Below are 23,535 nucleotides of genomic sequence, written 5' to 3' on the forward strand. Positions count from 1 at the left end.
CCCCCGTCATCACCCTCGACGCCCGCCGACGCGACAGCGCCAAGAGCGCCCTCATCACCCTCGTCGAACACGCCCTCCTCGCCCGACTCCGCTGACCCCGCAGAGGGCGCACGACGGCCAGGGCCCCGCGGTGGCAGGACCTCACGGCAGCGGCCCACCGGACCCGAAACGGGTCCGGCGGGCCGCCGTCGGGCCGGGCGCGGTCAGGCGGACGGCTCCGAGCGCTCCTCCGGCTCCAGCCCGGCCCGGATCAGGCCGTAGGTGTACGCGTCCTCCAGGGCCAGCCAGGAGGCGGCGACGACGTTGTCGGCCACTCCGACCGTGGACCAGCTCGCGGTGCCGTCGGTGGACTCGATCAGCACCCGGGTCTTGGAGCCGGTGCCGTGCTGGCCCTCCAGGATGCGGACCTTGTAGTCCACCAACTCGAAGGTGGCCAGCGGCGGGTAGGTGCCCTCCAGGGCCGTCCGCAGCGCCTGGTCCAGCGCGTTGACCGGACCGTTGCCCTCGCCGACGGCGATCCGGCGCTCGCCCTTGGCCCACAGCTTCACCGTGGCCTCGTTGCCGGAGACCCCGCCCGGGCCCTGCTCGCTGATGGTCCGCCAGGACTCCAGGCGGTAGAAGCGGTCCCGGCTGCCGCGCACCTCGTCGCGCAGCAGCAGCTCGAAGGAGGCGTCGGCGGACTCGTAGGTGTAGCCGAGGTTCTCCTGCTCCTTCACCTTGGCCACCACGCGGCCGGCCAGGTCGCGGTCGGTGGAGAGGTCGTAGCCGAGCTCCTTGCCCTTGAGCTCCACCGAGGCCCGGCCGGCCATGTCGGAGACCAGCATCCGCATGGTGTTGCCGACCAGTTCGGGGTCGGTGTGCTGGTAGAGGTCCGGGTCGACCTTGATCGCCGAGGCGTGCAGGCCCGCCTTGTGGGCGAAGGCCGAGAAGCCGACGTACGGCTGGTGGGTGGACGGGGCCAGGTTGACCAGTTCGGCGATCGCGTGCGAGATCCGGGTCATCTCGGCCAGCCGGCCCTCGGGCAGCACCCGGCGGTCGTACTTCAACTCCAGCGCGCCGACCACCGGGAACAGGTTGGCGTTGCCGACCCGCTCGCCGTAGCCGTTCGCGGTGCACTGCACGTGGGTGGCGCCCGCGTCCACCGCGGCCAGGGTGTTGGCCACCGCGCAGCCGGTGTCGTCCTGGGCGTGCATGCCGACCCGGGCGCCGGTCGCGGCGATCACGTCCGCGACGGTGTCCCGGACACCGGCCGGCAGCATCCCGCCGTTGGTGTCGCACAGCACCACCACGTCCGCCCCGGCCCGGTGCGCGGTGCGCACCACGGCGAGGGCGTACTCGCGGTTGGCCCGGTAGCCGTCGAAGAAGTGCTCGCAGTCGAGGAAGACCCGGCGGCCCTGGCCGCGGAGGAACTCGACGCTGTCCCGGACCATCTCCAGGTTCTCGTCCAGCGTGGTGCGCAGCGCCAGCTCGACGTGCCGGTCGTGGGCCTTGGCCACCAGGGTGACCACCGGCGCGCCGGAGGCGACCAGCGCGGCCAGCTGCGGGTCCTCGGCGGCCTTGCCGCCGGCCCGGCGGGTGGCGCCGAAGGCGACCAGCTGGGCGTGGTGCAGCTCCAGTTCGGCGGCGGCGCGGGCGAAGAACTCGGTGTCCCGGGGGTTGGCCCCCGGCCAGCCGCCCTCGATGAAGCCGACCCCGAACTCGTCCAGGTGCCGGGCGATGGCCAGCTTGTCCGCCACCGTCAGGTTGATGCCCTCGCGCTGCGCGCCGTCGCGCAGGGTGGTGTCGAACACGTGGAAGCTGTCGTCGGTACGGCTGACCTCGGTCATGACCCCTGGTTCTCCGTTCGGGGAGGTTCGTACTGCTCTGCCGGATTCTCGTCCCGGCTCCACTGTCCAGGATCCCGCGCGCGGTCCCGGTGTCCCCGGGCCCCTCGTGGGGGCCCTCGGCCGGTCCGGGAGTGTGCTCGATGGGCGGAGCCCAAAAGCAAAAGACCCCTCGCGGGTGCGAGAGGTCTGCGCGCGGGTCTGGACGCTCGTGGTCGCTCCGCATCGGGTCCTGCGGGAGCGGTCACTGCGGACCGGCGCGCCTGCTGCTAATAATCAGCGAAAGCGAGGACACGTTCGCAGTCTGGCACAGCCCCCGGGATCCGGCCCGCCCGTCTCGCGATGCGGAACGGGGCAGGCCGGAGGGGGTGTCCGGCGTCCGTGGAATCAGACGATCTTGTGCAGCCAGCCGTGGGTGTCGGGGCTCTGGCCGCCCTGGATGGCCAGCAGGGCCTTGCGCAGCTCCATGGTGACCGGGCCGGGCTCGCCGGTGCCGACGGTCCAGTCGGCGGCCGCGGACTTCACCGAGCCGACCGGGGTGATGACGGCGGCGGTGCCGCAGGCGAAGACCTCGGTGAGGGTGCCGTCGGCGTTCGCCTGCTGCCACTCGTCGGTGGAGATCTTCCGCTCCTCGACCGCGTAGCCCAGGTCGGAGGCGAGCTGGAGCAGCGAGTCGCGGGTGATGCCGGGCAGCAGGGCGCCGGACAGCTCCGGGGTGACGATCTTCGCGTCCTCGCCCTCGCCGAAGACGAAGTACAGGTTCATCCCGCCCATCTCCTCGACCCACCGGTGCTCGGCGGCGTCGAGCCAGACCACCTGGTCGCAGCCCTTCTCGGCGGCCTGGGCCTGGGCGACCAGCGAGGCCGCGTAGTTGCCCGCGCACTTGGCGGCGCCGGTGCCGCCGGGCGCGGCGCGGACGTACTCCTTGGAGAGCCAGACCGAGACCGGCTTGACGCCGCCCGGGAAGTAGGCGCCGGCCGGGGAGGCGATGATCATGAACAGATAGGAGTTCGCCGGACGGACGCCCAGACCGACCTCGGTGGCGAACATGAACGGGCGCAGGTAGAGGCTCTGCTCGGGCTCGTTCGGGACCCAGGCCCGCTCCTGCTGGACCAGCAGCTCGACCGCCTCGACGAAGGCCTCCACCGGCAGCTCCGGCATCGCCAGGCGGCGGGCCGAGGCCTGGAAGCGGAGGGCGTTGGCCTCGGGGCGGAAGGTCGCGATGGAGCCGTCGGCCTGGCGGTAGGCCTTGAGGCCCTCGAAGATCGCCTGGCCGTAGTGCAGGGTCATGTTCGCCGGGTCCATCTCCACCGGCGCGTACGGGACCAGCTGCGCGTCGTGCCAGCCACGGCCCTCGGTCCAGCTGATGGTCACCATGTGGTCGGTGAAGACGCGGCCGAAGCCGGGGTTGGTCAGCCGGGCCTGGCGCTCCGCTGCCGACAGCGGGTGGGCGGAGGGCTTGAGGTCGAACGTGATGGGCGCCTGGGTGGGCGTGCTCATGGCTGTTTCCTTCACCGTGGGGTTCGTTCGGGCCGCCACCGCCGAAGGAACGATACGGCTCTCCAACGCCGGAACGAACGCACAACGGCACGGCCCACTGTCGATACTCGCATCCAGAGGGCCGTGCCGAACAGTTGCCCGCTCCTTGGGGAGCTGCAAGCTGCGGTTATGCGGAGCGGCCCGGCCGGCCGGATCCGCTCGGGTTCCGGCCGGCCTAGCCGGCTACTCGCTCGGCGAGCGCGTCGCCGACCTCGGAGGTGGAACGGGCGCCGGAGCGCTCGGCGAGGTCCGCCGCGACGGCGGCCTCGACCCTGGCGGCCTCGGCGGCGAAGCCGAGGTGCTCCAGCAGCATGGCGACCGACAGCACGGTGGCGGTCGGGTCGGCCTTGCCCTGGCCGGCGATGTCCGGCGCCGAACCGTGCACCGGCTCGAACATGGACGGGAACGCGCCGCTCGGGTTGATGTTGCCGCTCGCGGCCAGGCCGATGCCGCCGGTGACGGCCGCGGCCAGGTCGGTCAGGATGTCGCCGAACAGGTTGTCGGTGACGATGACGTCGAAGCGCTCCGGCTGGGTGACGAAGAAGATGGTGGCCGCGTCGACGTGCAGGTAGTCGGTGGTGACCTCGGGGAACTCCTCGCCGACCTCGGCGAAGATCCGCGTCCACAGGTGCCCGGCGTGCACCAGCACGTTGTTCTTGTGCACCAGGGTGAGCTTCTTGCGCGGCCGCGCCTGGGCCCGGCGGTAGGCGTCGCGCACCACGCGCTCGATGCCGTACGCGGTGTTCAGGCTGACCTCGGTGGCCACCTCGTGCGGGGTGCCGGTGCGCAGCGAGCCGCCGTTGCCGACGTACGGGCCCTCGGTGCCCTCGCGGACGACCACGAAGTCGATCGCCGGCTGACCGGCCAGCGGGGAGGCGACCCCGGGGAAGAGCCGGCCCGGTCGCAGGTTGATGTGGTGGTCGAAGGCGAACCGCAGCTTGAGCAGCAGCCCCCGCTCCAGCACCCCGGACGGGACGCTCGGGTCCCCGATGGCGCCGAGCAGGATCGCGTCGAAGGCCTTGAGCTCGGCCAGCACGTCGTCCGGCAGCGTCTCCCCGGTCCGGTGGTAGCGCCGGGCCCCGAGGTCGTACTCGGTGGTCTCCAGCTTCACGTCGGCGGGGAGCACGGCGCCGAGGACCTTGAGGCCTTCGGCCACCACCTCCTGGCCGATGCCGTCACCCGGGATAACTGCGAGACGAATGGTGCGAGACATGCTCGGACCCTACTCCCGCGTCCCAGGTGCTGACACCTCGCGTCCAACATTCGGACACGTACGGAGGAGCCCGGAGTCCCGACAGCGCGTCACTCCTTTGAGGGGGCGCGGGTGGCCAGAGGTGCGCCGGGGGCGCGCTTAGGGTGGCGGGGTCCGGGATTCCTGGCAGAACGGGGCACGTGGGTGAAGGCCGAACGGCGGCGGGAGGTACTGGTCTGCGGGGCCGCGGCCGGGCTGGCGATGGGTGCTTTCGCGCTGGCGGCGGCGGTGCGCGGGCGGTGGCCCGGCGGGGCCGGCGCGATCGCCGTGCCGTACCACGCGCACCTGTGGGACCTGCTGCACGGGCAGGCCACCGGGGACCTGCTGTTCAACTGGAACAGCGGCTACGGCGTCCCGTTCCTGGCGGACTTCTTCGCCTACCTGATGAACCCGTTCTCCTGGCCGACCGCGCTCCTCCCCCGCGACCAGGGGCAACTCGCCGTCTTCCTGGTCGCGCTGGCCACCATCGGCCTCGGCACCGCCCTGATGGCCCACCTGCTCGGCCGGCTGCACCCCGGCCCCCGGTGGCTGCGGGTGTTCGCCGCCGTCGGGTACGGGCTCTGCGCCTGGGTGCTGGACATCGGCGGCGGGGCGCCGATGTGGCTGTGGGGCCTGGTCTCGCTGCCGCTGCTCGGCCTGGTCGGGGACTGGTGCCTGCACGAGCGCCGCTGGGTGGCCGGCGCGCTGTGCGTCGCGCTCGCCTGGGCGGGCAACCTCTACACCGCGGCGCTGGCCACCCTGGTCGCCGGACTCCTGTTCGCCGTACGGCTGTTCGCCACCCCGCGCCCGTTCCGGCACCGGGTCCGGGCGACCGGGCGGGCGGTCACCCTGACCACCACCGGGGTGCTGCTCGCCGCCCCCGTGCTGTTCGTCGCCGTCCGGGCCGCGCGCGGCGCCCAGCCGGAGTCCCCGGTGCAGCCGCTCGGCCCCGCCGGCCTGGACGGGCACCTCGCCCAGCTGCTGCCCGCCACCACCGGCGGGCGGCCGCTGCCGGACGTGGCGATCGGGGTGCTCGGCCTGCTGCTGGTGTGCGGGCTGCCGTTCAACCGCCGGGTACGGGTCCGCGAGCGGGCGGCCTGGTGCACGGCGCTGCTGCTGGTGGTGCTGAGCTTCGTCTGGACCCCGACCGTGCTGGTCTGGCACGGCCTGGCGATCCCGGCCGGCGGGCCGTACCGGGTGTCCTTCGTGCTCAGCGGGCTGCTGGTGCTGGCCGGTTGGGTGTCGCTCGCGCACCGGCCGGACCTGCCGACCCTGCTGGGCGGCGCCGCGCTGACCGCGGCGATCGCCGCACTGGCGGCGGCCCGGGGCTCGGTGCACGCCTCGACCTGGGTGCTCCTGGGGGTCGGCGGCACCGTCCTGCTGGCCGCGCTCGCGGCGCTGGACCGCCGGCACACCGACCGCCGGGTGACGGCGCTGGCGACCTGGGCGATCGGCGGCGCGGTGCTCGGCAACGCCGTCTGGTCCGGGTACGCGGCGCTCGGCGCGGCCCCCGACGACAGCGTCCCCCCGGCCGCCGTCCGGGCCGGGCACGCCGCGGTGCGGGCGGGTGCCGACTGGCCGGACCTGCGCAGCGACCCCGGCCCGCACGCCCTCACCCCCAACGACCCGCTGCTGCTGAACGGCCAGGGCGGCGGCTACTCCAGCGGCTACCTGCCGACCGTGGCCGCCCTGCTGCTGCACGACCTGGGCGCGGGCTGGACGGCCGGCGGGCGGCAGACCGGCGGCGTCACCGACCCGGTCGGGCAGGCGCTGTTCGGGGTCGGCGCCCACCTGGACGACGCGTCGCCGCCCCCGGGCTTCACCGCCGTCCGGGCCCCCGCGCCGCCCCTGGTCACCGTGCTGCCGCCGGGCGCCCGGACGGCCACCTCCTCGGTCTGGTCCCGCCAGGAGTCGCTGCTCGGAAGCCAGGTGTACGACGTCCCGCTGCCCGTCCCGGCCGGCGGCCCGGCGCCCACCCTGCACGGCACCAGCGGCTGGTCGGTGCCGGGCGGTGCGGAGGGCACGGTGTTCACGGCCGCCTGCACCCCCGGCTCGACGGCGTACTTCCACCCGCTCTGGTACCGCGGCGCGGTCAGCGGCCTGGGCACCGGCTTCCGCAGCGACGGCGAGCAGCCCACCACGGCCGTGCCCGTGCACCGGCTGGGGACCGTCCCGGCCGACGGCACGGTCCGGGTGACCCTGCGCTCGGACGTGGTCAGCCAGGTGCCCGCCCGCCCGATCGGCTGCCTGCGGGCCGACGCCCTGACGGCCGCCGTCACCCGGCTGACCGCCACCGGCGCCACCCGGGTCGAGGCCGGCGGCCACACCCTGACCGCCGCCCTGCCGGCCGGCTCCACCGGCACCGCGCTGCTCTCCGTCCCCGCCACCGAGGGCTGGACCTGCGCCGTCGACGGCGGCACCCGCGCCGTGCCCGCCCGGGTCCTCGGCATGATCGGCGTCCCGCTGGGCGGCGGCGCCGGCCGGGTCTCCTGCGAGTTCCGCCCGCCCGGCCTCAGCGAGGGCCTCACCGTCGCCTCCGGCACCGCCGCCGTGCTCGTCCTGGTCGTGGTCTTCACCCGGCTCTCCCGCCGCCCCACCCGCGTCCCGCGCCGCGAACGCCGGCTGGCCGCGCGGGACTGAGCGGACAGCGCGAGGGGCGGCCCGCCGGAGGTTCCGGCGGGCCGCCCCTGCGGTCGGGTCACGGCAGGTCGAGCACCTGGGCCCGGCGGTCCGCCGGGTTGAGGTGGTACAGCAGCAGGAGCCGGGAGCCGTCGCCGGGCGCGCGGTGCACGTCGAGCAGGGTGCCGGGGCCCGCCGGGGTGACCATCACGGCCGGACCGGTGAGGCCGGCCCGCACCGTGAGGGCCGGGTGCAGGACGTCCAGCGGGACGGTCGGGCTGGTGCCGCGCAGGCCGATCGAGGAGAAGGAGTCGGCCGGGTCGGGCGTGCCGGGGGCGGCCACGCCGGTCCAGACCCCGTAGTGGACGGTGCTGTGCCCGGGCCCGACGCCGGGCAGGGCGCTCAGCCGGACCGGGAGCACCACCACGTCGCTGTCCAGCAGCTCGGTGTCGGTGTCGCCCCAGCGGGCGTTCAGCGGCTGGACGTCGAGTTCGGCGCCGGTGCGGGCGTCCAGGGCCCGGGAGACCAGGACGTCGCTGCCGCGCAGCCGGTCGGCCTTGAGGACCACGTCGGTGACGCCGTCACCGTCGGTGTCCAGCGACACCCGCACCCCGTACAGCCCCACCGGGGTGACCGCGGGGGCCCACAGCCGGGCGCCCACGTACAGCAGCTCGGGGTCGGCGGCCGCACCGACGGCCCGCAGGTCCGCGACCCGGTCACCGGGGTGTTCGACGCAGAGTTCCTGGGGCGGTTCGGCCGACTCCCCGGCGTCCTCGGGCCGGATGCCCGCGCCGGGGCCGACGGCCTTGCCGTCGCCGGGCCGGCAGTCCGGCCAGCGGGCGCCCTCGCCGCCGAGGGCGAAGGCGCTGACCAGTCCGGGGGCCGCGCCGGGCGCCGCGCTGCCGCCGAGGGTGACCAGGGTGCCGTCCCGGGCGGTCCGGGCGGAGGCGGCGACGCCGAGGTCCCCGGTGGGGCGCGGGGCGGCGAACACCGGGACCCGCAGCTGCGGCAGGGCCCGGTCGGTGACCGGGCTGAACAGCACGCGGCCGGACAGCTCGCCCCGGTAGCTGCGGGCCCGGCCGCCCTGCTCGGTGTCGATGGTCGGATCGGGCACCCGGCCCAGCCGCCCCGGGACGGACAGCGTGACCCGCACCCGCGCGGTGCCGCCGGCCGGCACCTCCACCTGCCCCGGGCTCACCTCGAAGGCCGCGCCCGGCAGTTCGGTGGCGGCCGCGTAGCCGGTGCGGTAACTCAGCGGCGCGGACGAGTGGTTGGCCAGCTCGATCTCACGGACCAGGGCGGTCGGCCCGCCGACCTCGACCGGCCCGTAGGAGACCCCGACGCCGCCCGGCGCCGCGCCCTCCCCCGCCGCGTAGGCCACCACCGGGGTGCGGACCGCCCCGTCGACCCGGGCCCGCCCGGCGCCGGTGCGCTCGGGCCCGTAGACCGGCCCGCTGTGGTCGTCGCCGAGGTAGGTGTCCGTGCCGGTGTTCATCAGGGCGGCCTTGACCTGCTCGACCGGCCAGTCCGGGTGGGCGGCGCGGACCAGCGCGGCCAGTCCGGCGACGTGCGGGGTGGCCATCGAGGTGCCGTTCTCGCGCTGGCCGCCGGTGCCGCTGCCGACCAGGGCGGACCAGATGGTCTCCCCGGGGGCGGCGAGGTCGGGCTTGACCACGCCGGGCAGGCCGATGCCCCGGGAGGTGAAGTCGGTGAGGGTGTCGACCCGGGCCGGCTGGTTCCGCGCGACCGAGCCGTGCAGCGGGTTGCCGGGCGCGGCGAGCCGCACCCGGACGTCCCCGTCGGCGGCGGCCTTCAACAGCCGTTCGCCGTCCGCGCGCCCGAGCAGGACGGCCGGGATCCGGTCGTCGCCGGAGATCTCGGCCAGGTGGTCGGTGTCGGCCGCGTAGAGCGCGCCGATCGCCCCGGCGTCGGCGGCGTGGTCGGCCCGCGGACCGGAGTTGCAGGCCCGGTCGGGGTCGCGGGTGTTCCAGGTGAGCACCGCGATCCGGCCCGTGAGGCGCTGCTTGTCGGCCTCGCTGAACTCGGCGCAGCCGTCCGCCTGGTCGGCGGGCACGGCGAGCCCGCCGGTCACCTCGGCGGTGCTCCAGCCCCGGTAGCGCTCGCTCCAGTGGCCGGGGACGACCCCGGCCTGCGCGGCGGGGGCGAGCACGGTGATGCCGTCCACGTCGGCGTGCCCGTGCACGGAGGCGGCGACGGTGACGGCCCGCGCGGCCGTGCCGGGGCTGCCGCCGATGCCGTACACGTCGCCCTCGTTGCCGGCCGCCGCGACCACCACGGTGCCCAGCTCGGCGAGCCGGTCGACGGCCAGCGCGTCGGCGTCGTCGGGGCTGCCGAAGCGGCTGCCGAGGGACAGGTTGACCACGTCGAGCCGGTCGCCGAGGTCGCCGTCGCCGTTCGGGTCGGCGGCCAGGTCGAGGGCCTGGGCGAGCCGGTCGGTGGAGCCGTCGCAGCCGAACACCCGGATCGCGTACAGCTGCGCGCCGGGGGCGGCACCGGGGCCGATCCGGAACGAGGCCGGGTCGAGCCCGGGCCGGTAGGGGCCGGCGTACGGGTGGCCGTCGGCGGTGACGCCGTACCCGGCGGCCGTCCCGGCGACGTGGGTGCCGTGCCCGTTGCGCACGCAGTCCAGCGGGTTGTCGCTGGGGTGCGGCACCGGCTGGTGGTTCGGGGCGGCCGGGTCGGGGTTGTAGTCGTCGCCGACCAGGTCCTTGCCGCCGACCACCTTGGCGGTGGGGAACAGCGCGGCCGGGGCGGGCTTGCCGCGCTCGACGGAGCGGAAGGCCTCCTCGGTGCCGGGGCCGCCGAAGTCGGCGTGGGTGTAGTCGATGCCGCTGTCGATGATGCCGATCCGCACGCCCCGGCCGGTGTTCCCGTCCGGCGCGGTGTCCCCGGACCAGACCTGCGGGGCGCCGGTCAGCGGGACGGAGTAGGCGTTGTCGCGCTGCTTGTTCACGATCGGGTGGACGGCCCGGACGCCGGGCAGCGCCCGCAGGGCGGGCAGCCGGTCGGCGGGGAGGCTGACCGCCAGGCCGGTGAGCAGGGTGCGGGTGCGGTAGAGCTCGCGGGCGGCGGGCGCCGACCGGTGGACGGCCCGGGCGAGCCGGTCGAGCGCGTCCCCGGCCCGGGAGCGCTGGGCGGCGCCCGCCTCGGCGGCCTCCCGGCGGACGGCGTCCGGCGAGCGCCGGGCCCGCCGGGCGCCGTCGGCGGCGCTGCGCCAGGCCGGTCCGGCCGCCTCGGTGTCGAGTTCGAGCAGGACGGCGGCCGTCCGGCCCGGCGGTCCGGCGCTGGGCGGTCCGGCGCTGGGCGGTCCGCCGGCGGCCGGGGTGGCGGCGAGCGCCGCGCCGGTGGCCAGCAGGACGAGGGTGAGGCCGATCCGGGCGACCGGTCGGCGGACGGGTGGCAGGCGCACTGGTGACTCTCCCCCGGGAGGGGGACTGATCCGCACACCGTGTCGCAGACGCCCGCCCGCGCGGACGTCGATCACCCTTCCGGGGGCCCCAAATTAGGATGATCGCGATGACGGGGGCGAGCGACTTCCCTCGAACGGGTCCCGTTCGCACCCGATGGAGTGACGCGGCGTCAGCCCGGTCGGCCCAGTAGGCCGACCAACGCCAACCGGCGGCGCCGGCCCCGGCCCCGCTCAGTGCCCGGTGGCGCCGCCGTTGTCCCGGCGGTCCAGCGATCGCTGCAGCGCGGCGGCGGCGAAGGGGTTGCGCTCGGTGGCCCGGCGACGGCGCGGGGCGCGGACGGGGGTGGCGGCGGGGGCGGTGGTGGCGTGGCGGTCGGCGGTGGTGGGCATACCGGGCTCCTTGGAAGCGGCGCGCGGGAAAGCGCGGCAGGGGTTGGGAGAGGTACGCGCGGGAGCAGGGATCGCCTGCCCGTGGGGGCGCACGCGCACACGGGCCGCACACCCTGGCTACAGGGGCGGCACACCGTATGGCCCTTCCACGGTACGACCCCGCCCCGGCCGTGTCTGCACGAATACTTGGATTTCCTAGTATCTGAGACGGCTGTCACCCGGGGGAACGCAGCAGGGCCCGGACCGCCACTGGAACGGCGGTCCGGGCCCTGGTCAGGCCGGTGCGGGGGTCAGCCCAGGTCGACCGAGCGCGCGAAGCGGGCGCCGATCTCGGCGGCGATCGCCGTCAGCACGTCCTGCGGGATCTCGCTGTCCACGGTGATCGAGGCGAGCGCGCTGCCGCCGTCCCGGGCGACCTGCATGCCCGCGATGTTGATGCCCGCGTCACCGAGGTGGCGGCCGAGCACGCCGACCACGCCGGGGCGGTCCTCGTACTTGAAGAAGGCCATGTGGTCGGTGAGCGCCACGTCGACGTCGAAGGTGTCCACCCCGACGATCTTCTGGGCCTGCTTGGGGCCGGCCAGCGTGCCGGAGATGGCGATCTCCTCGCCGTTGCCGAGCGTGCCGCGCACGGTGATCACGTTGCGGTGCTCGGCGCTCTCGCTGGAGGTGGTCAGGCGGACCTCGACGCCGCGCTCCTGGGCGAACAGCGGGGCGTTGACGTAGGACACCGTCTCGGCCACGACGTCCTCGAACACGCCCTTGAGCGCGGACAGTTCGAGCACCTTCACGTCATGCTGGGTGATCTCGCCGCGGACCTCGACGTCCAGCCGGACGGCCACCTCGCCGGCCAGCGCGGTGAAGATCCGGCCGAGCTTCTCGGCCAGCGGCAGACCCGGGCGCACGTCCTCGGCGATCACACCGCCCTGGACGTTGACGGCGTCCGGTACCAGCTCGCCGGCCAGCGCCAGGCGCACCGACCGGGCGACCGCGATGCCGGCCTTCTCCTGCGCCTCGTCGGTGGAGGCGCCCAGGTGCGGGGTGGCGACCACGTTGTCGAAGGCGAACAGCGGGGAGTCGGTGCACGGCTCCTTGGCGTAGACGTCCAGGCCCGCGCCGGCCACCCGGCCCTCGCGCAGGGCGGCGGCGAGCGCCTCCTCGTCCACGATGCCGCCGCGGGCGGCGTTGACGATGCGCACGCTCGGCTTGACCTTGTGCAGCGCCTCGTCGCCGATCAGGCCGATCGTCTCGGGGGTCTTGGGGAGGTGGACGGTGATGAAGTCCGAGACCTCCAGCAGTTCCTCCAGCGAGACCAGCTTGACGCCCATCTGGGCGGCCCGGGCGGCCTGGATGTAGGGGTCGTACGCGACGATCTTCATCCCGAACGCGGACATCCGCTGGGCGACCAGGACGCCGATCCGGCCGAGGCCGACCACGCCGAGGGTCTTCTCGCTCAGCTCGACGCCGGTGTACTTGTTGCGCTTCCACTCGCCCTGCTTGAGCGCCGCGTTGGCCGGGGCGATGTTGCGGGCGACGGAGATCAGCAGGCCGCAGGCGAGCTCGGCGGCGGTGACGATGTTGGAGGTCGGCGCGTTCACGACCATCACGCCGGCCTTGGTGGCGGCGGCCACGTCCACGTTGTCCAGGCCGACACCGGCCCGGGCGACCACCTTGAGCTTGCGGGCGGCGGCCAGCGCCTCGGCGTCGACCTTGGTGGCGGAGCGGATCAGGATCGCGTCCACGTCGGCGATCGCGGTGAGCAGCTCGGTGCGGTCGGCGCCGTTGCAGTGGCGGATCTCGAAGTCGGGGCCGAGGGCGTCGACGGTGGCGGGCGAAAGCTCTTCGGCGATCAGGACGACGGCGCTCTTGGATGTCACAGTGCTCACGACAGTGGGTCCTTAACTGTCCGGTTCCCCGGCGCACGTAGGTGGCGTGTGAGGGCGGGGAAGGTGGCATGCCGCGTAAGTAGACGCACGACGCTGTGGGCCTGACGCGCACTCGGAGTGTATCGACGGGCTGGGTACCCGGCTGCTCCCGTCCGGCGAAATCACCCGGACGAGAGCAGCCGACTTGTACAAGGGCGTGACAAAATACGCGGCCCCGAAAAGGGTCAGGCCTTCTCGTTGACCCAGCTCATCAGCGAGCGCAGCTTCTTGCCGGTGGTCTCCAGCAGGTGGTCCTCGTCGGCCTTCTTGTACTCGTTGTACTTGGGCAGACCGGCCTTGTACTCGGCGATCCAGGTGTTGGCGAAGGTGCCGTCCTGGATCTCGGCCAGGACCTTCTTCATCTCGGCCTTGGTGTCGGCGGTGATGATGCGCGGGCCGGTGACGTAGTCGCCCCACTCGGCGGTCTCGGAGACCGACCAGCGCATCTTCTCCAGGCCGCCCTCGTACATCAGGTCGACGATCAGCTTGAGCTCGTGCAGGCACTCGAAGTAGGCGATCTCCGGCTGGTAGCCGGCCTCGACCAGGGTCTCGAACCCGGCCTTCACCAGGGCGGCGGTGCCACCGCAGAGGACGGCCTGCTCACCGAACAGGTCGGTCTCGGTCTCCTCGGTGAAGGTGGTCTTGATGACGCCGGCCTTGGTGGCGCCCAGGCCCTTGGCGTAGGACAGCGCGAGGGCGAAGGCGTTGCCCGAGGCGTCCTGCTCGACCGCGACGATCGCGGGGACGCCGCGGCCCTCCTCGTACTGGCGGCGGACCAGGTGGCCCGGGCCCTTGGGGGCGACCATGCAGACGTCGACGTCCGCCGGGGGCTTGATGAAGCCGAAGCGGATGTTCAGGCCGTGCCCGAAGAACAGGGCGTCGCCCGCCTTCAGGTGCGGCGCGATGTCGGCCTCGTAGACGTCGGACTGGATCGGGTCCGGCACCAGGATCATGATGACGTCGGCCTCGGCCGCGGCCTCGGCCGGGGTGACCACGCGCAGGCCGGCCTCCTCGGCCTTGGCGCGGGACTTGGACTCCGGCTTGAGGCCGACCCGGACGTCGGCGCCGGAGTCGCGCAGGGACAGCGCGTGGGCGTGGCCCTGGCTGCCGTAGCCGATGACCGCGACCTTGCGGCCCTGGATGATGGACAGGTCGGCGTCGTCTTCGTAGAACAGCTCGGCCACGGGGGCACATCTCCTTGCGTGTTGGTGCCGGGTACGCGGTTTCCTACCGTATGCGCACCCGGCGCGGTGCGGTCGTTTACTTCAGAAGGTGAGACAGCGCTGGGGTCAGGCGCTGCGGTCGAGGGCCCGCAGCGAGCGGTCCGTGATGGAACGCGCGCCGCGGCCGATGGCGACCAGGCCGGACTGGACCAACTCCTTGATGCCGTAAGGCTCCAGCATCCGGAGCATGGCCTCCAGCTTGTCCGAGCTGCCGGTGGCCTCGATGGTCACCGCTTCCGGCGACACGTCGACGGTCTTGGCACGGAACAGCTGGACGATCTCGACGATCTGCGACCGGGTCTCGTTGTCGGCGCGGACCTTCACCAGGACCAGTTCCCGCTGGATCGCAGCGGCCTGGTCGAGTTCGACGATCTTTATCACGTTCACGAGCTTGTTGAGCTGCTTGGTGACCTGTTCCAGCGGGAGGTCCTCGACGTTGACCACGATCGTCATCCGGGACACGTCCGGGTGCTCGGTCGGGCCGACGGCGAGGGAGTCGATGTTGAAGCCCCGACGGGAGAACAGCGCGGCGATGCGGGCGAGCACGCCGGGCTTGTTCTCGACCAGGACGGAGAGGGTGTGCTTGGACATGTGGTTCCTCAGTCGTTCTGGAGGGTTCGGGGCGGTCAGTCGAGGTCGTCGCCGAAGTCGGGCCGGACGCCCTTGGCGAACTGGATCTCGTCGTTGCTGGTGCCGGCCGCGACCATCGGCCACACCATCGCGTCCTGGTGGACGATGAAGTCGATGACCACCGGGCGGTCGTTGATCTCCATCGCCTGCCGGATCACCGCGTCCAGGTCCTCGGGGCGCTCGCAGCGCAGGCCGACGCAGCCCATCGCCTCGGACAGCAGGACGAAGTCGGGGATCCGGGTGCCCTGGGCCGGCGGCGCGATGCCGTCGTGCTCCGGGCCGGAGTGCAGCACGGTGTTGGAGTAGCGCTGGTTGTAGAAGAGCGTCTGCCACTGCCGGACCATGCCCAGCGAGCCGTTGTTGATGACCGCGACCTTGATCGGGATGTCGTTCAGGGCGCAGGTGACCAGCTCCTGGTTGGTCATCTGGAAGCAGCCGTCGCCGTCGATGGCCCAGACCGCCGACTCCGGGCGGCCCGCCTTGGCGCCCATCGCCGCCGGGACGGCGTAGCCCATGGTGCCGGCGCCGCCGGAGTTGAGCCAGGTGCCGGGCTTCTCGAAGCGGATGTACTGCGAGCTCCACATCTGGTGCTGGCCGACGCCCGCCGCGTAGATCGCCTCCGGGCCGACCAGCTGGCCGATCCGCTCGATGACCTGCTGCGGGGAGAGCTGGCCGTTCGGGGCCGGCTCGAAGCCCAGCGGGTAGGTCTTCTTCCACTCGTCGAGCTTCTCCCACCACTCGGCGTAGTCGCCCTTGTGGCCGGCGTCGAACTCGGCCTGGACGGCGACGATCAGGTCGGCCAGCACCTCGCGGGCGTCGCCGACGATCGGCACGTCCGCCGGGCGGTTCTTGCCGATCTCGGCCGGGTCGATGTCCGCGTGCACGATCTTGGCGTACGGGGCGAAGCTGTCCAGCTTGCCGGTGACCCGGTCGTCGAAGCGGGCGCCGAGGGTGAACAGCAGGTCCGACTTCTGCAGCGCGGTGACGGCCGGGACGGAGCCGTGCATGCCGGGCATGCCCAGGTGCTGGGGGTGGCTGTCCGGGAAGGCGCCGAGCGCCATCAGGGTGGTGACGACCGGGGCGCCGGTCAGCTCGGCGAGGATCCGCAGCTCGGCGGTGGCGTTCGCCTTGAGCACGCCGCCGCCGACGTAGAGCACCGGGCGCTTGCTGGCGACCAGCAGCTTCGCGGCCTCGCGGATCTGCTTGGCGTGCGGCTTGGTGACCGGGCGGTAGCCGGGCAGCGCGGTCTCGACCGGCCAGCGGAAGGTGGTGGTGGCCTGGAGGGCGTCCTTGGCGATGTCGACCAGGACCGGGCCGGGGCGGCCGGTGGCGGCGATGTGGAAGGCCTCGGCGATCACCCGGGGGATCTCGGCCGGGTCGGTGACCAGGTAGTTGTGCTTGGTGATCGGCATCGTGATGCCGCAGATGTCCGCCTCCTGGAAGGCGTCGGTGCCGATCGCCTTGGAGGCGACCTGGCCGGTGATCGCGACGATCGGCACGGAGTCCATGTACGCGTCGGCGATCGGGGTGACCAGGTTGGTGGCGCCGGGGCCGGAGGTGGCCATGCAGACCCCGACCCGGCCGGTGGCCTGGGCGTACCCGGTGGCGGCGTGACCGGCGCCCTGCTCGTGCCGGACCAGGATGTGGCGCACCTTGACCGAGTCCATCAGCGGGTCGTACGCGGGAAGGATGGCCCCGCCCGGGATGCCGAAGACGGTGTCGGCGCCCACGGCCTCGAGCGAGCGGATGAGCGACTGGGCGCCGGTCATGGTCTCGACGACGTGCTGGGGAGCCTGGGCGGCCGGGGTGTCCCCGCGGCGGGGGGATGCGGCGTGCTCGGTCATCTGCCTGTCTCTTCTCGGGTTTTGCCGGCCCGGTGCTGCGGGCCCCGGTGCTGCGAGGGTGGGGTCCCGGTCCGGGCCGATCGCCGGCTCTGCCTCAATCGTCCCGCCGATTCCGACAAGTCGGACGCTTCGGGGCGGTCGGGGCCAGGGGTCTTGCGGTGGGAACAGCGTCAGTGCAACAAAAAACCCCTCGTGCCCAAGGGCATGCGAGGGGTGGCGCGTCGGTCTGTCACGAGCGGGGCGTGCGAGCCCACTCAGCCGACGCGCCCGCCAAGTACGAGAATTCGGGTGCGCATGGCAACGACCTTCCTCCCGTCCGGGGTGGCGTGTCAAGCAGGTGGGATGACCGTCTCGCCATGCGGACCGGCTCCCGGACCGGCCACGGCCCGGTGTTCGGGCAGGTCGGGGGCCCCGTGGTGAGGTGCGACACGTCCGCCCTGGGCGTCCGGGCGGCCACTCGTCCGGGTGTCCGCGGCCAGGTGGGCGCGGCGGGCGGAGAGCGAGCCGAGCGGCTTGGGCAGCGGGTAGCCGCGGCGGGCCAGCGCCCGGCGCAGCCGGGTCTCGTCCAGCGGCGGGGCGAAGGCCGAGCCCTGGCCCAGCCGGCAGCCCAGCTCCTGGAGGGCGGCGACCTGCCGGGGGAGGTCCACCCCGTCGGCGGCGGTGGCCATCCCGAGGTCCCGGCCGAGCCGCAGGGCGTGCCCGGCCAGGGTGCGACTGAGCGCGGACTCGCCCAGGTCCTGGACCAGCGTGCGGTCCAGCTTGAGCCCGTCCAGCGGCAGTCGGCCGAGCGCCCCCAGCGAGCCGCTGCCCGCGCCGTAGCCGGCCAGCCAGGTGGAGACGCCGAGTCTGCGCAGCGCGGCCAGCCGGCGGCCGAGCTCGTCCGCGAGCGGGTCCGGGCCCATCCGGGCCACCTCGATCACCAGCTCGCCGGCCGGCAGCCCGCTGTCGCGCAGCGCCGCGGCCACCGTCTCGTACAGGCCGGGCGAGCAGAGCCGCTCGACCGAGAGCCGGACGGCCACCGGGACGGGCGCCGGGGCGCCGGGGCGCCGGCCGGCCGGGTCGCGGCGGTCGGCCGCGGCCGCCACCGCCTCGTGCACCAGCCAGCGGGAGAACCGGGTCGCCGCGTCGCCGTGCTCGGCCGAGCGCATGAACTCGGCCGGGGTGAGCAGCAGCCCGCCCGCCGAACGCCAGCGGGCCTGGGCCTCGACGGCGGTCACCGCGCCGCTGGAGAGGTCCACCACGGGCTGGTGGAGCAGGGTGAAGCCGCCCTCCCGGACGGCCACCCGCAGCCGTTCCTCCAGCTCGGTGCGGCGCTCCAGGTCGGCCCGCATGGCGGGGGCGTAGAGCACCACCCGGCCCTTGCCCTCGGACTTGGCCCGGTACATCGCCAGGTCGGCGTTGCGCATCAGCTCGTCGGCGGCGGCCCTGGGGTCGGCGGCCGGGCCGCGTTCGGGGGTGCCGAAGGCGATGCCGATGCTGGCGGCGACGCCGAGTTCGACGCCGCCGATCCAGTACGGCTCGGAGAGCGCGACCCGCAGCCGCTCGGCCAGTTCCTGGACCTGGAGCCGGCCGAGCGGTCCGCAGACCAGCGCGGCGAACTCGTCGCCGCCGAACCGGGCCACGGTGTCCCCGCAGCGGACGGCGCCCTGCAGCCGGCGGGCGGCCTGCACCAGCAGCTCGTCGCCGACCTGGTGGCCGGCGGTGTCGTTGACCGCCTTGAAGCCGTCCAGATCGAGGAAGAGCACCGCGACGCCGGCGCCCGTCCCGCCCTGCTGGCCGCGGGTGCCGAGGGCGCCGCGCAGCCGCTGGGTGAACAGCGCCCGGTTGGGCAGGTCGGTGAGCGGGTCATGGAAGGCGTTGTGCTGCAACTGGGCCTGGAGCATGACGCGTTCGGTGACGTCCCGACTGTTCAGCAGCAGCCCGTCGCGGTGCCGGCTGACCGTCGACTCGACGTGCAGCCACTCCCCGATCCCGGAGCTGATCCGGCACTCCACCCGGGCCGAGGGCTCGACCGTGCCCGGGGTGCGGTGGGCGGCGAGCCGCACCCGCGCGAGGTAGCGGCGGACCTCGGCGAGCACCCGGTCCACGTCCTCGGGGTGGACCAGGTCCAGCAGGTTGCCGCCGACCAGCTCCTCCGGGTCCCGCCCGTAGACACCCAGCGCCGCCGGGGAGACGTACGAGAGCACGCCGTTGGCCCCGGCGATGATGATGACGTCGCTGGAGCCCTGCACCAGGGAGCGGAAATGCGACTCCTTGTGGGCGAGTTCCTGGGCCAGCGAGAGGTTGTCGAGCAGCATGACGCCCTGCCTGAGGATCAGCGCCAGCCCGACGGTGCACGCGGCCGCGGCCACCACGCGGTCCAACGGCCGTCCACCGAGGGCGTTGTAGAGGATTCCGGCGGTGCACACCGCGGCGGCCGCGTACGGCGTGAGCGCGCTGAACGTGGTGGCCACCCGGCGGCGCGGCAGGCCGCCGGCCGAGGGGTGCTCGCGCAGCGGGCGGCGCCAGCGCGACGACCACGGCGCCCACGCGAGCAGCAGGCTGCCGGAGAACCAGCCGGCGTCCAGTAGTTCGCCGGAGTGGTAGTTGCTGTGCAGCTCCGGGGAGGTGAACAGGGCGTCGCAGATGACCGTGACGGCGAGCGCGAGCATCGCGGTGTGCACCGCCGCCCGGTTGCCGTCCCGGCCTCCGAAGCGCAGCCCCACCACCAGGCTGACCAGCAGGATGTCCAGCACCGGGTAGGCCAGGTTGAGGGCCAGCCGCAGCGGGGAGCCGGCCTCGCCGGCCGCGATCCGGCCGAGCGCCAGGCTCCAGCTGAGGGTGAACAGCGAGCCGGCGATCAGCCAGCCGTCGAGCAGCAGGCACAGCCAGCCGGCCGCCGTCCGCGGGTGCTGGGCGAGCACCAGCACGCCGGTGATGGCGAGCGGGGCGAACAGCAGGAAGGCGTACGGGGCGAGCGAGTCCTGCGGCAGCGCGGTGCGCACCACCACCTCGTACCAGCCCCAGGTGCCGTTGCCGAAGGCCACCATGAGCGAGGAGAGGCCGAACAGCAGCCAGGCCGGGCGGGCGTGGCCGGCGACCGTGCAGCCGTACACCAGGCAGGACAGCGCGGCCGCCAGGGCCGCCGCGGCGAGCCCGAAGTCGCCCATGAAGGAGGCGAGTTGGCTGGATCCCCAGTTGGTGGCGGCGCCCAGCGCATAGGCCAGGCAGAGCGCGCCGAGGACCAGGCCGGGCAGCGAGCGGCTCTCCCGGAGCCGGCCCAGCGGGCCGCGTCCGACCGGCCCCGGCGGCTCGGGCGCGGACGTGTCGGCGGGCGGTACGCCCGGTCGTCCGGATCCGGGCAGCACCGTATCGGTGGAGCTCACTCGGCCTCTCCCCCTCCGGCCCGGGGCCTGGCGCCCCGGCCACGGACCACCGGCCGCGCACCTCTCGACCGTACGCGGTGGCCTGGCGCCCCGTCGGGACGGCGGCCCAGGGGGTGGGCGGCCGTCCGGCCACCGCACCGCACCGATGCTCCCGTTCGGGACCCTACACCAATTCCGTCACTCAATGACACGCACACTCAACTTAGAGTAATGGCGACAGGGCGGGGAAAGGCACCCGATTCCGACCGATCGGCCCGGTTGGCGGCGGCGCGCGGACAGGGGCTCACGCGGCGCGCACGGGAGCACGCGACGGCGCCCGCCCACCCCGGCGGCACCGGTCGCCGACCGTCCGGACACGGTCGGCGACCTGCGGGTTCACCGGCCCGAGGGGGCCAGGTCGTCGGGGAACAGACGCAACCGGTGGGCCAGCGCGGCGGCCTCGCCGCGGCCGCCGACCTCCAGCTTGCCCAGGATGTTGGACACGTGCACGCTTGCGGTCTTCGGAGAGATGTACAGCTCCTCGGCGATCTGCCGGTTGGTCCAGCCCCGGGCGAGCAACCGGAGCACGTCCCGCTCACGGGGGGTGAGCCCGAAGGGGTCCCCGACCGTCGGGACCGGTCCGCCCGTGGCGGCCGGGCGTTCCACCGGGGCCAGGGTGAGCCCCGCGCGCTCCGCCAGTGCGGTGACCTGCGCCCCGAGCGGCCGGTCACCCCGGGCGGCCGCCAGTTCGCCCGCCTCGCGCAGCAGTTCGGTCGCGGCCTCGCGCCGCCCCGCCCGCACCTGGGCCTCGGCGCCGCGCAGCAGGGCGAGCGCCAGCGGGTACGGCAGGCCGGTCGCCCGCAGCTCGGTGGCCGCCTGCGCCCACTGCGCGGCCGTGTCGGCGGCCGCGGCCCGGGCCAGCTCGGCCGCCAGCAGCCGGGCCCAGCCGTGGTGCAGCGCCGACTGGGGCCGCAGCTGGGTGGCCGCGGCGGCGATCGCGGTCAGCACCTCGGCCCGGCCCGCCGCGGTCTCCGGCACGCCCAGGCTGTCCGCCTCCACCCCGGCGGCCTCCACCAGCAGCGGGTAGACGTCGGACTCGTAGCCGAGCCGCCCCTCCTCCGCGAGCGCGGCGAGCAGTTCCGCCCGGGCGTCCAGCGGCCGCCCGTTGTGCGCGGCGATCCGCACCGCCAGCCGGCTGATCGGCACGCTGTGCTGCGCCTGGCCGACCCGGTTGGCGGCCCGGGCCTGGGCCAGCATGGTCGCGGCGGTCGCGAAGTCCCCCCGCAGCACGGCCAGGTCGCCGCGCATCCGGTCCAGGAACTCCGCGTGGGAGCCGGGCAGCCCGATCAGCTCGCTGGCGTCGAGCAGCTCCTCCGCCTCCCGGACCTGCCCGAGATCGGCGAGCGCCTCCACCAGGTTGCCCGTCAGGATGTTGCCGATGTTGCGCTGCAGCCCGTTGCCGTCCGCGAACTCCAGCCCCTCCCGGGCCAGTCGGACGGCCTCCTCGGCCCGGCCCAGTCCGCGCTGCATGCTGGCCAGGTTGTTGATGCCGCGCAGCAGGAGGTCGGGGATGCCCAGCGCCCGGGCCCGCTCGACCGCGGCGGTCAGCTCGGCCAGCCCGCCCTCGGCGTCGCCCAGCAGGTCGTAGCGCAGGCTGCCGAGGGTCATCCTGGCGTGCACCTCGACGGAGTGGGCGCCGACCTGCCGGGCGATCCCGATCGCCCGCTCGGCCAGCTCCAGGTGCTGGAGACGGGGCGCCCGGACCACCGCCACGCCCGCGGCCAGGGCGAACACCTCGGCCTGGGTCGCGGACGGCGGCAGGTGCTCCACCAGCCGGTGGGCGCGGGTGATCTCCTCGTCGTCCCCGGAGCGGCGCAGGTTGCCCAGCATCCGGGCCCGGTTGATCCGGAACCAGGCCGCGCGCACCGGGTGCTCGGCCTCGTCGACCAGCCGGATGCCGCGCTTGGCCAGGCTCAGCCCGCGCTCGCGGTCGCCGCAGCGCCGGGCCGCGACCACCGCCTCGGCCAGCACGTCGACCAGTTGGATCCGGTCGCAGTCCGCGTCCGCGGGGCTGTGGTCGCAAGAACCGGGCGGGTAGGTCTCGGCCCAGTCGTACGGGCGCAGGGTGTGCGCCAGCACCTCCTCGGAGACCAGGTCCCACAGCTCCAACGCCCGCTCCAGCATGCCGAGTTGCTCAGCGAAGGCATTGCGGCGCCGGGCCGCGCGGGCGGCGTCCAGGGCGGTCGGCAGCGCCCGGGCCGGGTCGTGGGCGTGGTACCAGTAGTTGGCCAGCCGGGCGGGCAGCGAGTCCGCCGGGACGAGCTGCGGCCGGGCCTCCACGGCGAGCGCGAACTTGCGGTTGATCCGGTGCCGTTCACCGGGCAGCAGGTCGTCCGAGACGGCCTCGCGGACCAGCGCGTGCCGGAACCGGTAGCCCTCGCCCTCGCTGTCCGGGCGCAGGATGTTGGCACCGACGGCCGCCCGCAGCGCCTCGATCAGCTCCTCCTCGTCGTCGGCCAGGACAGCCGCCAGCAGGGCGTGTTCGACGTGCGAGCCGCCCTCGGCGGCGATCCGCACCACCTTCTGGGCCTCCTCGTCCAGGCTCTCCACCCGGACCAGCAGGATGTCGCGCAGCGAGTCGGTCAGGCCGGCGCCGCAGCCGTCCTCGAAAGCGGTGGCCAGCTCCTCGACGAAGAACGGGTTCCCCTCCGAGCGGCGCAGGATCCGGTCCACCAGCTGGCGGTCGGGGGCGCCGGTGCCGAGGATGCCGGCCAGCTGGGCCGCGACCTCGCGACGGCCGAACCGCGCCAGCTCCAGGCGCTGCACGGTGCGCAGCCGCTCCAGCTCGGCCAGGAAGGGGCGCAGCGGGTGGCGGCGGTGCAGGTCGTCGGTGCGGTAGGTGGCGACCAGCAGCACCCGGGAGCGGTGCAGGGTGCGCACCAGGAAGGCGAGCAGCTCGCGGGTGGAGCGGTCGGACCAGTGCAGGTCCTCCACCGCGAGCACGAGGGTACGCTCCGCGCCGAACCGTTCGAACAGTCTCGCGGTGTGCTCGAACAGTCGGGCCCGGCCGTACTCGTCGTTGGGTTCGCCGTCCCCCTCGCCGAACTCGGAGAGCAGCCGGGCGAGATGGCCCTCGCTGCCGGCCGCGGCCGCCTCGAACTCGGTGCCCAGCGAGCGGTGCAGCCGACGCAGCGCGGCGGCCAGCGGGGCGTAGGGCAGGCCCTCGGCGCCGACCTCCAGACAGCTGCCGAGCGTGGTGACCGCTCCCCCGTCGGCGGCCCGCTGCAGGAACTCCTCCAGCAGCCGGGTCTTGCCGATCCCGGCCTCGCCGCCGATCAGTACGGCCTGCGGGCTGCCGCTGCCCGCCCGGCGCAGCGCGTCGGTCAGTTCGGTGATCTCGCTGCCGCGGCCGACGAAGACGGGACTCACCGATATCTGCTGCATGGAGGCGAGCATGCCATAGCCGGAGCCACTGGTGAGAGGGGTTATCTCGCGGGGCGAACGCCCGGAGGGGGAGGCGCTCACCCGCGGCGCCTC

At 74.3% G+C, this 23,535-nt stretch carries 12 protein-coding genes and 1 pseudogene; 2 read left to right on the top strand and 11 right to left on the bottom strand.

Going from position 1 to position 23,535, the window contains the following annotated elements; genetic code table 11:
• Nucleotides 1-95 (top strand): annotated as a pseudogene (locus ACZ58X_RS12505) (ATP-binding protein); the annotation flags it as partial.
• Nucleotides 96-203: 108 nt separating this feature from the next.
• Here the strand turns inward: ACZ58X_RS12505 and cimA are convergent.
• The 3 genes from cimA to ACZ58X_RS12520 all read right to left on the bottom strand — a co-directional run bounded on the left by cimA (nt 204) and on the right by ACZ58X_RS12520 (nt 4,575).
• A complete protein-coding gene (gene cimA, locus ACZ58X_RS12510) occupies nt 204-1,826 on the bottom strand; it encodes a citramalate synthase (protein ID WP_470333650.1) in 1,623 nt (540 codons plus the stop codon).
• Between the two features lie 384 nt (nt 1,827-2,210).
• Complete coding sequence (locus ACZ58X_RS12515; RefSeq protein ID WP_470333651.1) at nt 2,211-3,323, bottom strand: branched-chain amino acid aminotransferase; 1,113 nt, start codon at nt 3,321-3,323, stop codon at nt 2,211-2,213.
• Between the two features lie 214 nt (nt 3,324-3,537).
• A complete protein-coding gene (locus ACZ58X_RS12520) occupies nt 3,538-4,575 on the bottom strand; it encodes a 3-isopropylmalate dehydrogenase (protein WP_470333652.1) in 1,038 nt (345 codons plus the stop codon).
• Between the two features lie 183 nt (nt 4,576-4,758).
• Here ACZ58X_RS12520 and ACZ58X_RS12525 point away from each other — a divergent pair, with 183 nt between their 5' ends.
• The gene (locus tag ACZ58X_RS12525) at nt 4,759-7,233 is read left to right on the top strand and encodes a YfhO family protein (RefSeq protein WP_470333653.1); all 2,475 of its coding nucleotides are present in this window, start codon (nt 4,759-4,761) and stop codon (nt 7,231-7,233) included.
• 58 nt (nt 7,234-7,291) lie between these two features.
• On the opposite strand, the gene ACZ58X_RS12530 is transcribed toward ACZ58X_RS12525, so the two are convergent.
• The 8 genes from ACZ58X_RS12530 to ACZ58X_RS12565 form a co-directional block, all read right to left on the bottom strand.
• Entirely contained in the window at nt 7,292-10,642 is a 3,351-nt protein-coding gene (locus ACZ58X_RS12530; RefSeq protein ID WP_470333654.1) for a S8 family serine peptidase, read from the bottom strand.
• A gap of 231 nt (nt 10,643-10,873) precedes the next feature.
• Nucleotides 10,874-11,032 carry a hypothetical protein gene (locus ACZ58X_RS12535; RefSeq protein WP_470333655.1) on the bottom strand — a complete coding sequence of 53 codons (159 nt, stop codon included), beginning with the start codon at nt 11,030-11,032 and terminating at the stop codon, nt 10,874-10,876.
• A gap of 290 nt (nt 11,033-11,322) precedes the next feature.
• On the bottom strand, nt 11,323-12,909 hold the full coding sequence (serA, locus tag ACZ58X_RS12540) for a phosphoglycerate dehydrogenase (protein ID WP_470333862.1): 1,587 nt from the start codon (nt 12,907-12,909) through the stop codon (nt 11,323-11,325).
• Nucleotides 12,910-13,142: 233 nt separating this feature from the next.
• The gene (gene ilvC / locus ACZ58X_RS12545; RefSeq protein ID WP_470333656.1) at nt 13,143-14,141 is read right to left on the bottom strand and encodes a ketol-acid reductoisomerase; all 999 of its coding nucleotides are present in this window, start codon (nt 14,139-14,141) and stop codon (nt 13,143-13,145) included.
• Between the two features lie 105 nt (nt 14,142-14,246).
• Nucleotides 14,247-14,771, bottom strand: a complete 525-nt coding sequence (gene ilvN, locus ACZ58X_RS12550) for an acetolactate synthase small subunit (RefSeq protein WP_097236150.1) — start codon at nt 14,769-14,771, stop codon at nt 14,247-14,249.
• Nucleotides 14,772-14,806: 35 nt separating this feature from the next.
• Complete coding sequence (locus ACZ58X_RS12555) at nt 14,807-16,654, bottom strand: acetolactate synthase large subunit (RefSeq protein WP_470333657.1); 1,848 nt, start codon at nt 16,652-16,654, stop codon at nt 14,807-14,809.
• Between the two features lie 329 nt (nt 16,655-16,983).
• Nucleotides 16,984-19,917: a putative bifunctional diguanylate cyclase/phosphodiesterase gene (locus tag ACZ58X_RS12560; RefSeq protein WP_470333863.1), complete on the bottom strand. Its 2,934-nt coding sequence runs from the start codon at nt 19,915-19,917 to the stop codon at nt 16,984-16,986.
• A 477-nt stretch (nt 19,918-20,394) separates the two neighbouring features.
• Complete coding sequence (locus ACZ58X_RS12565) at nt 20,395-23,442, bottom strand: helix-turn-helix transcriptional regulator (RefSeq protein ID WP_470333658.1); 3,048 nt, start codon at nt 23,440-23,442, stop codon at nt 20,395-20,397.
• Nucleotides 23,443-23,535: the final 93 nt, after the last annotated feature.

The sequence above is a fragment of the Kitasatospora sp. NPDC040550 genome (assembly GCF_055594965.1).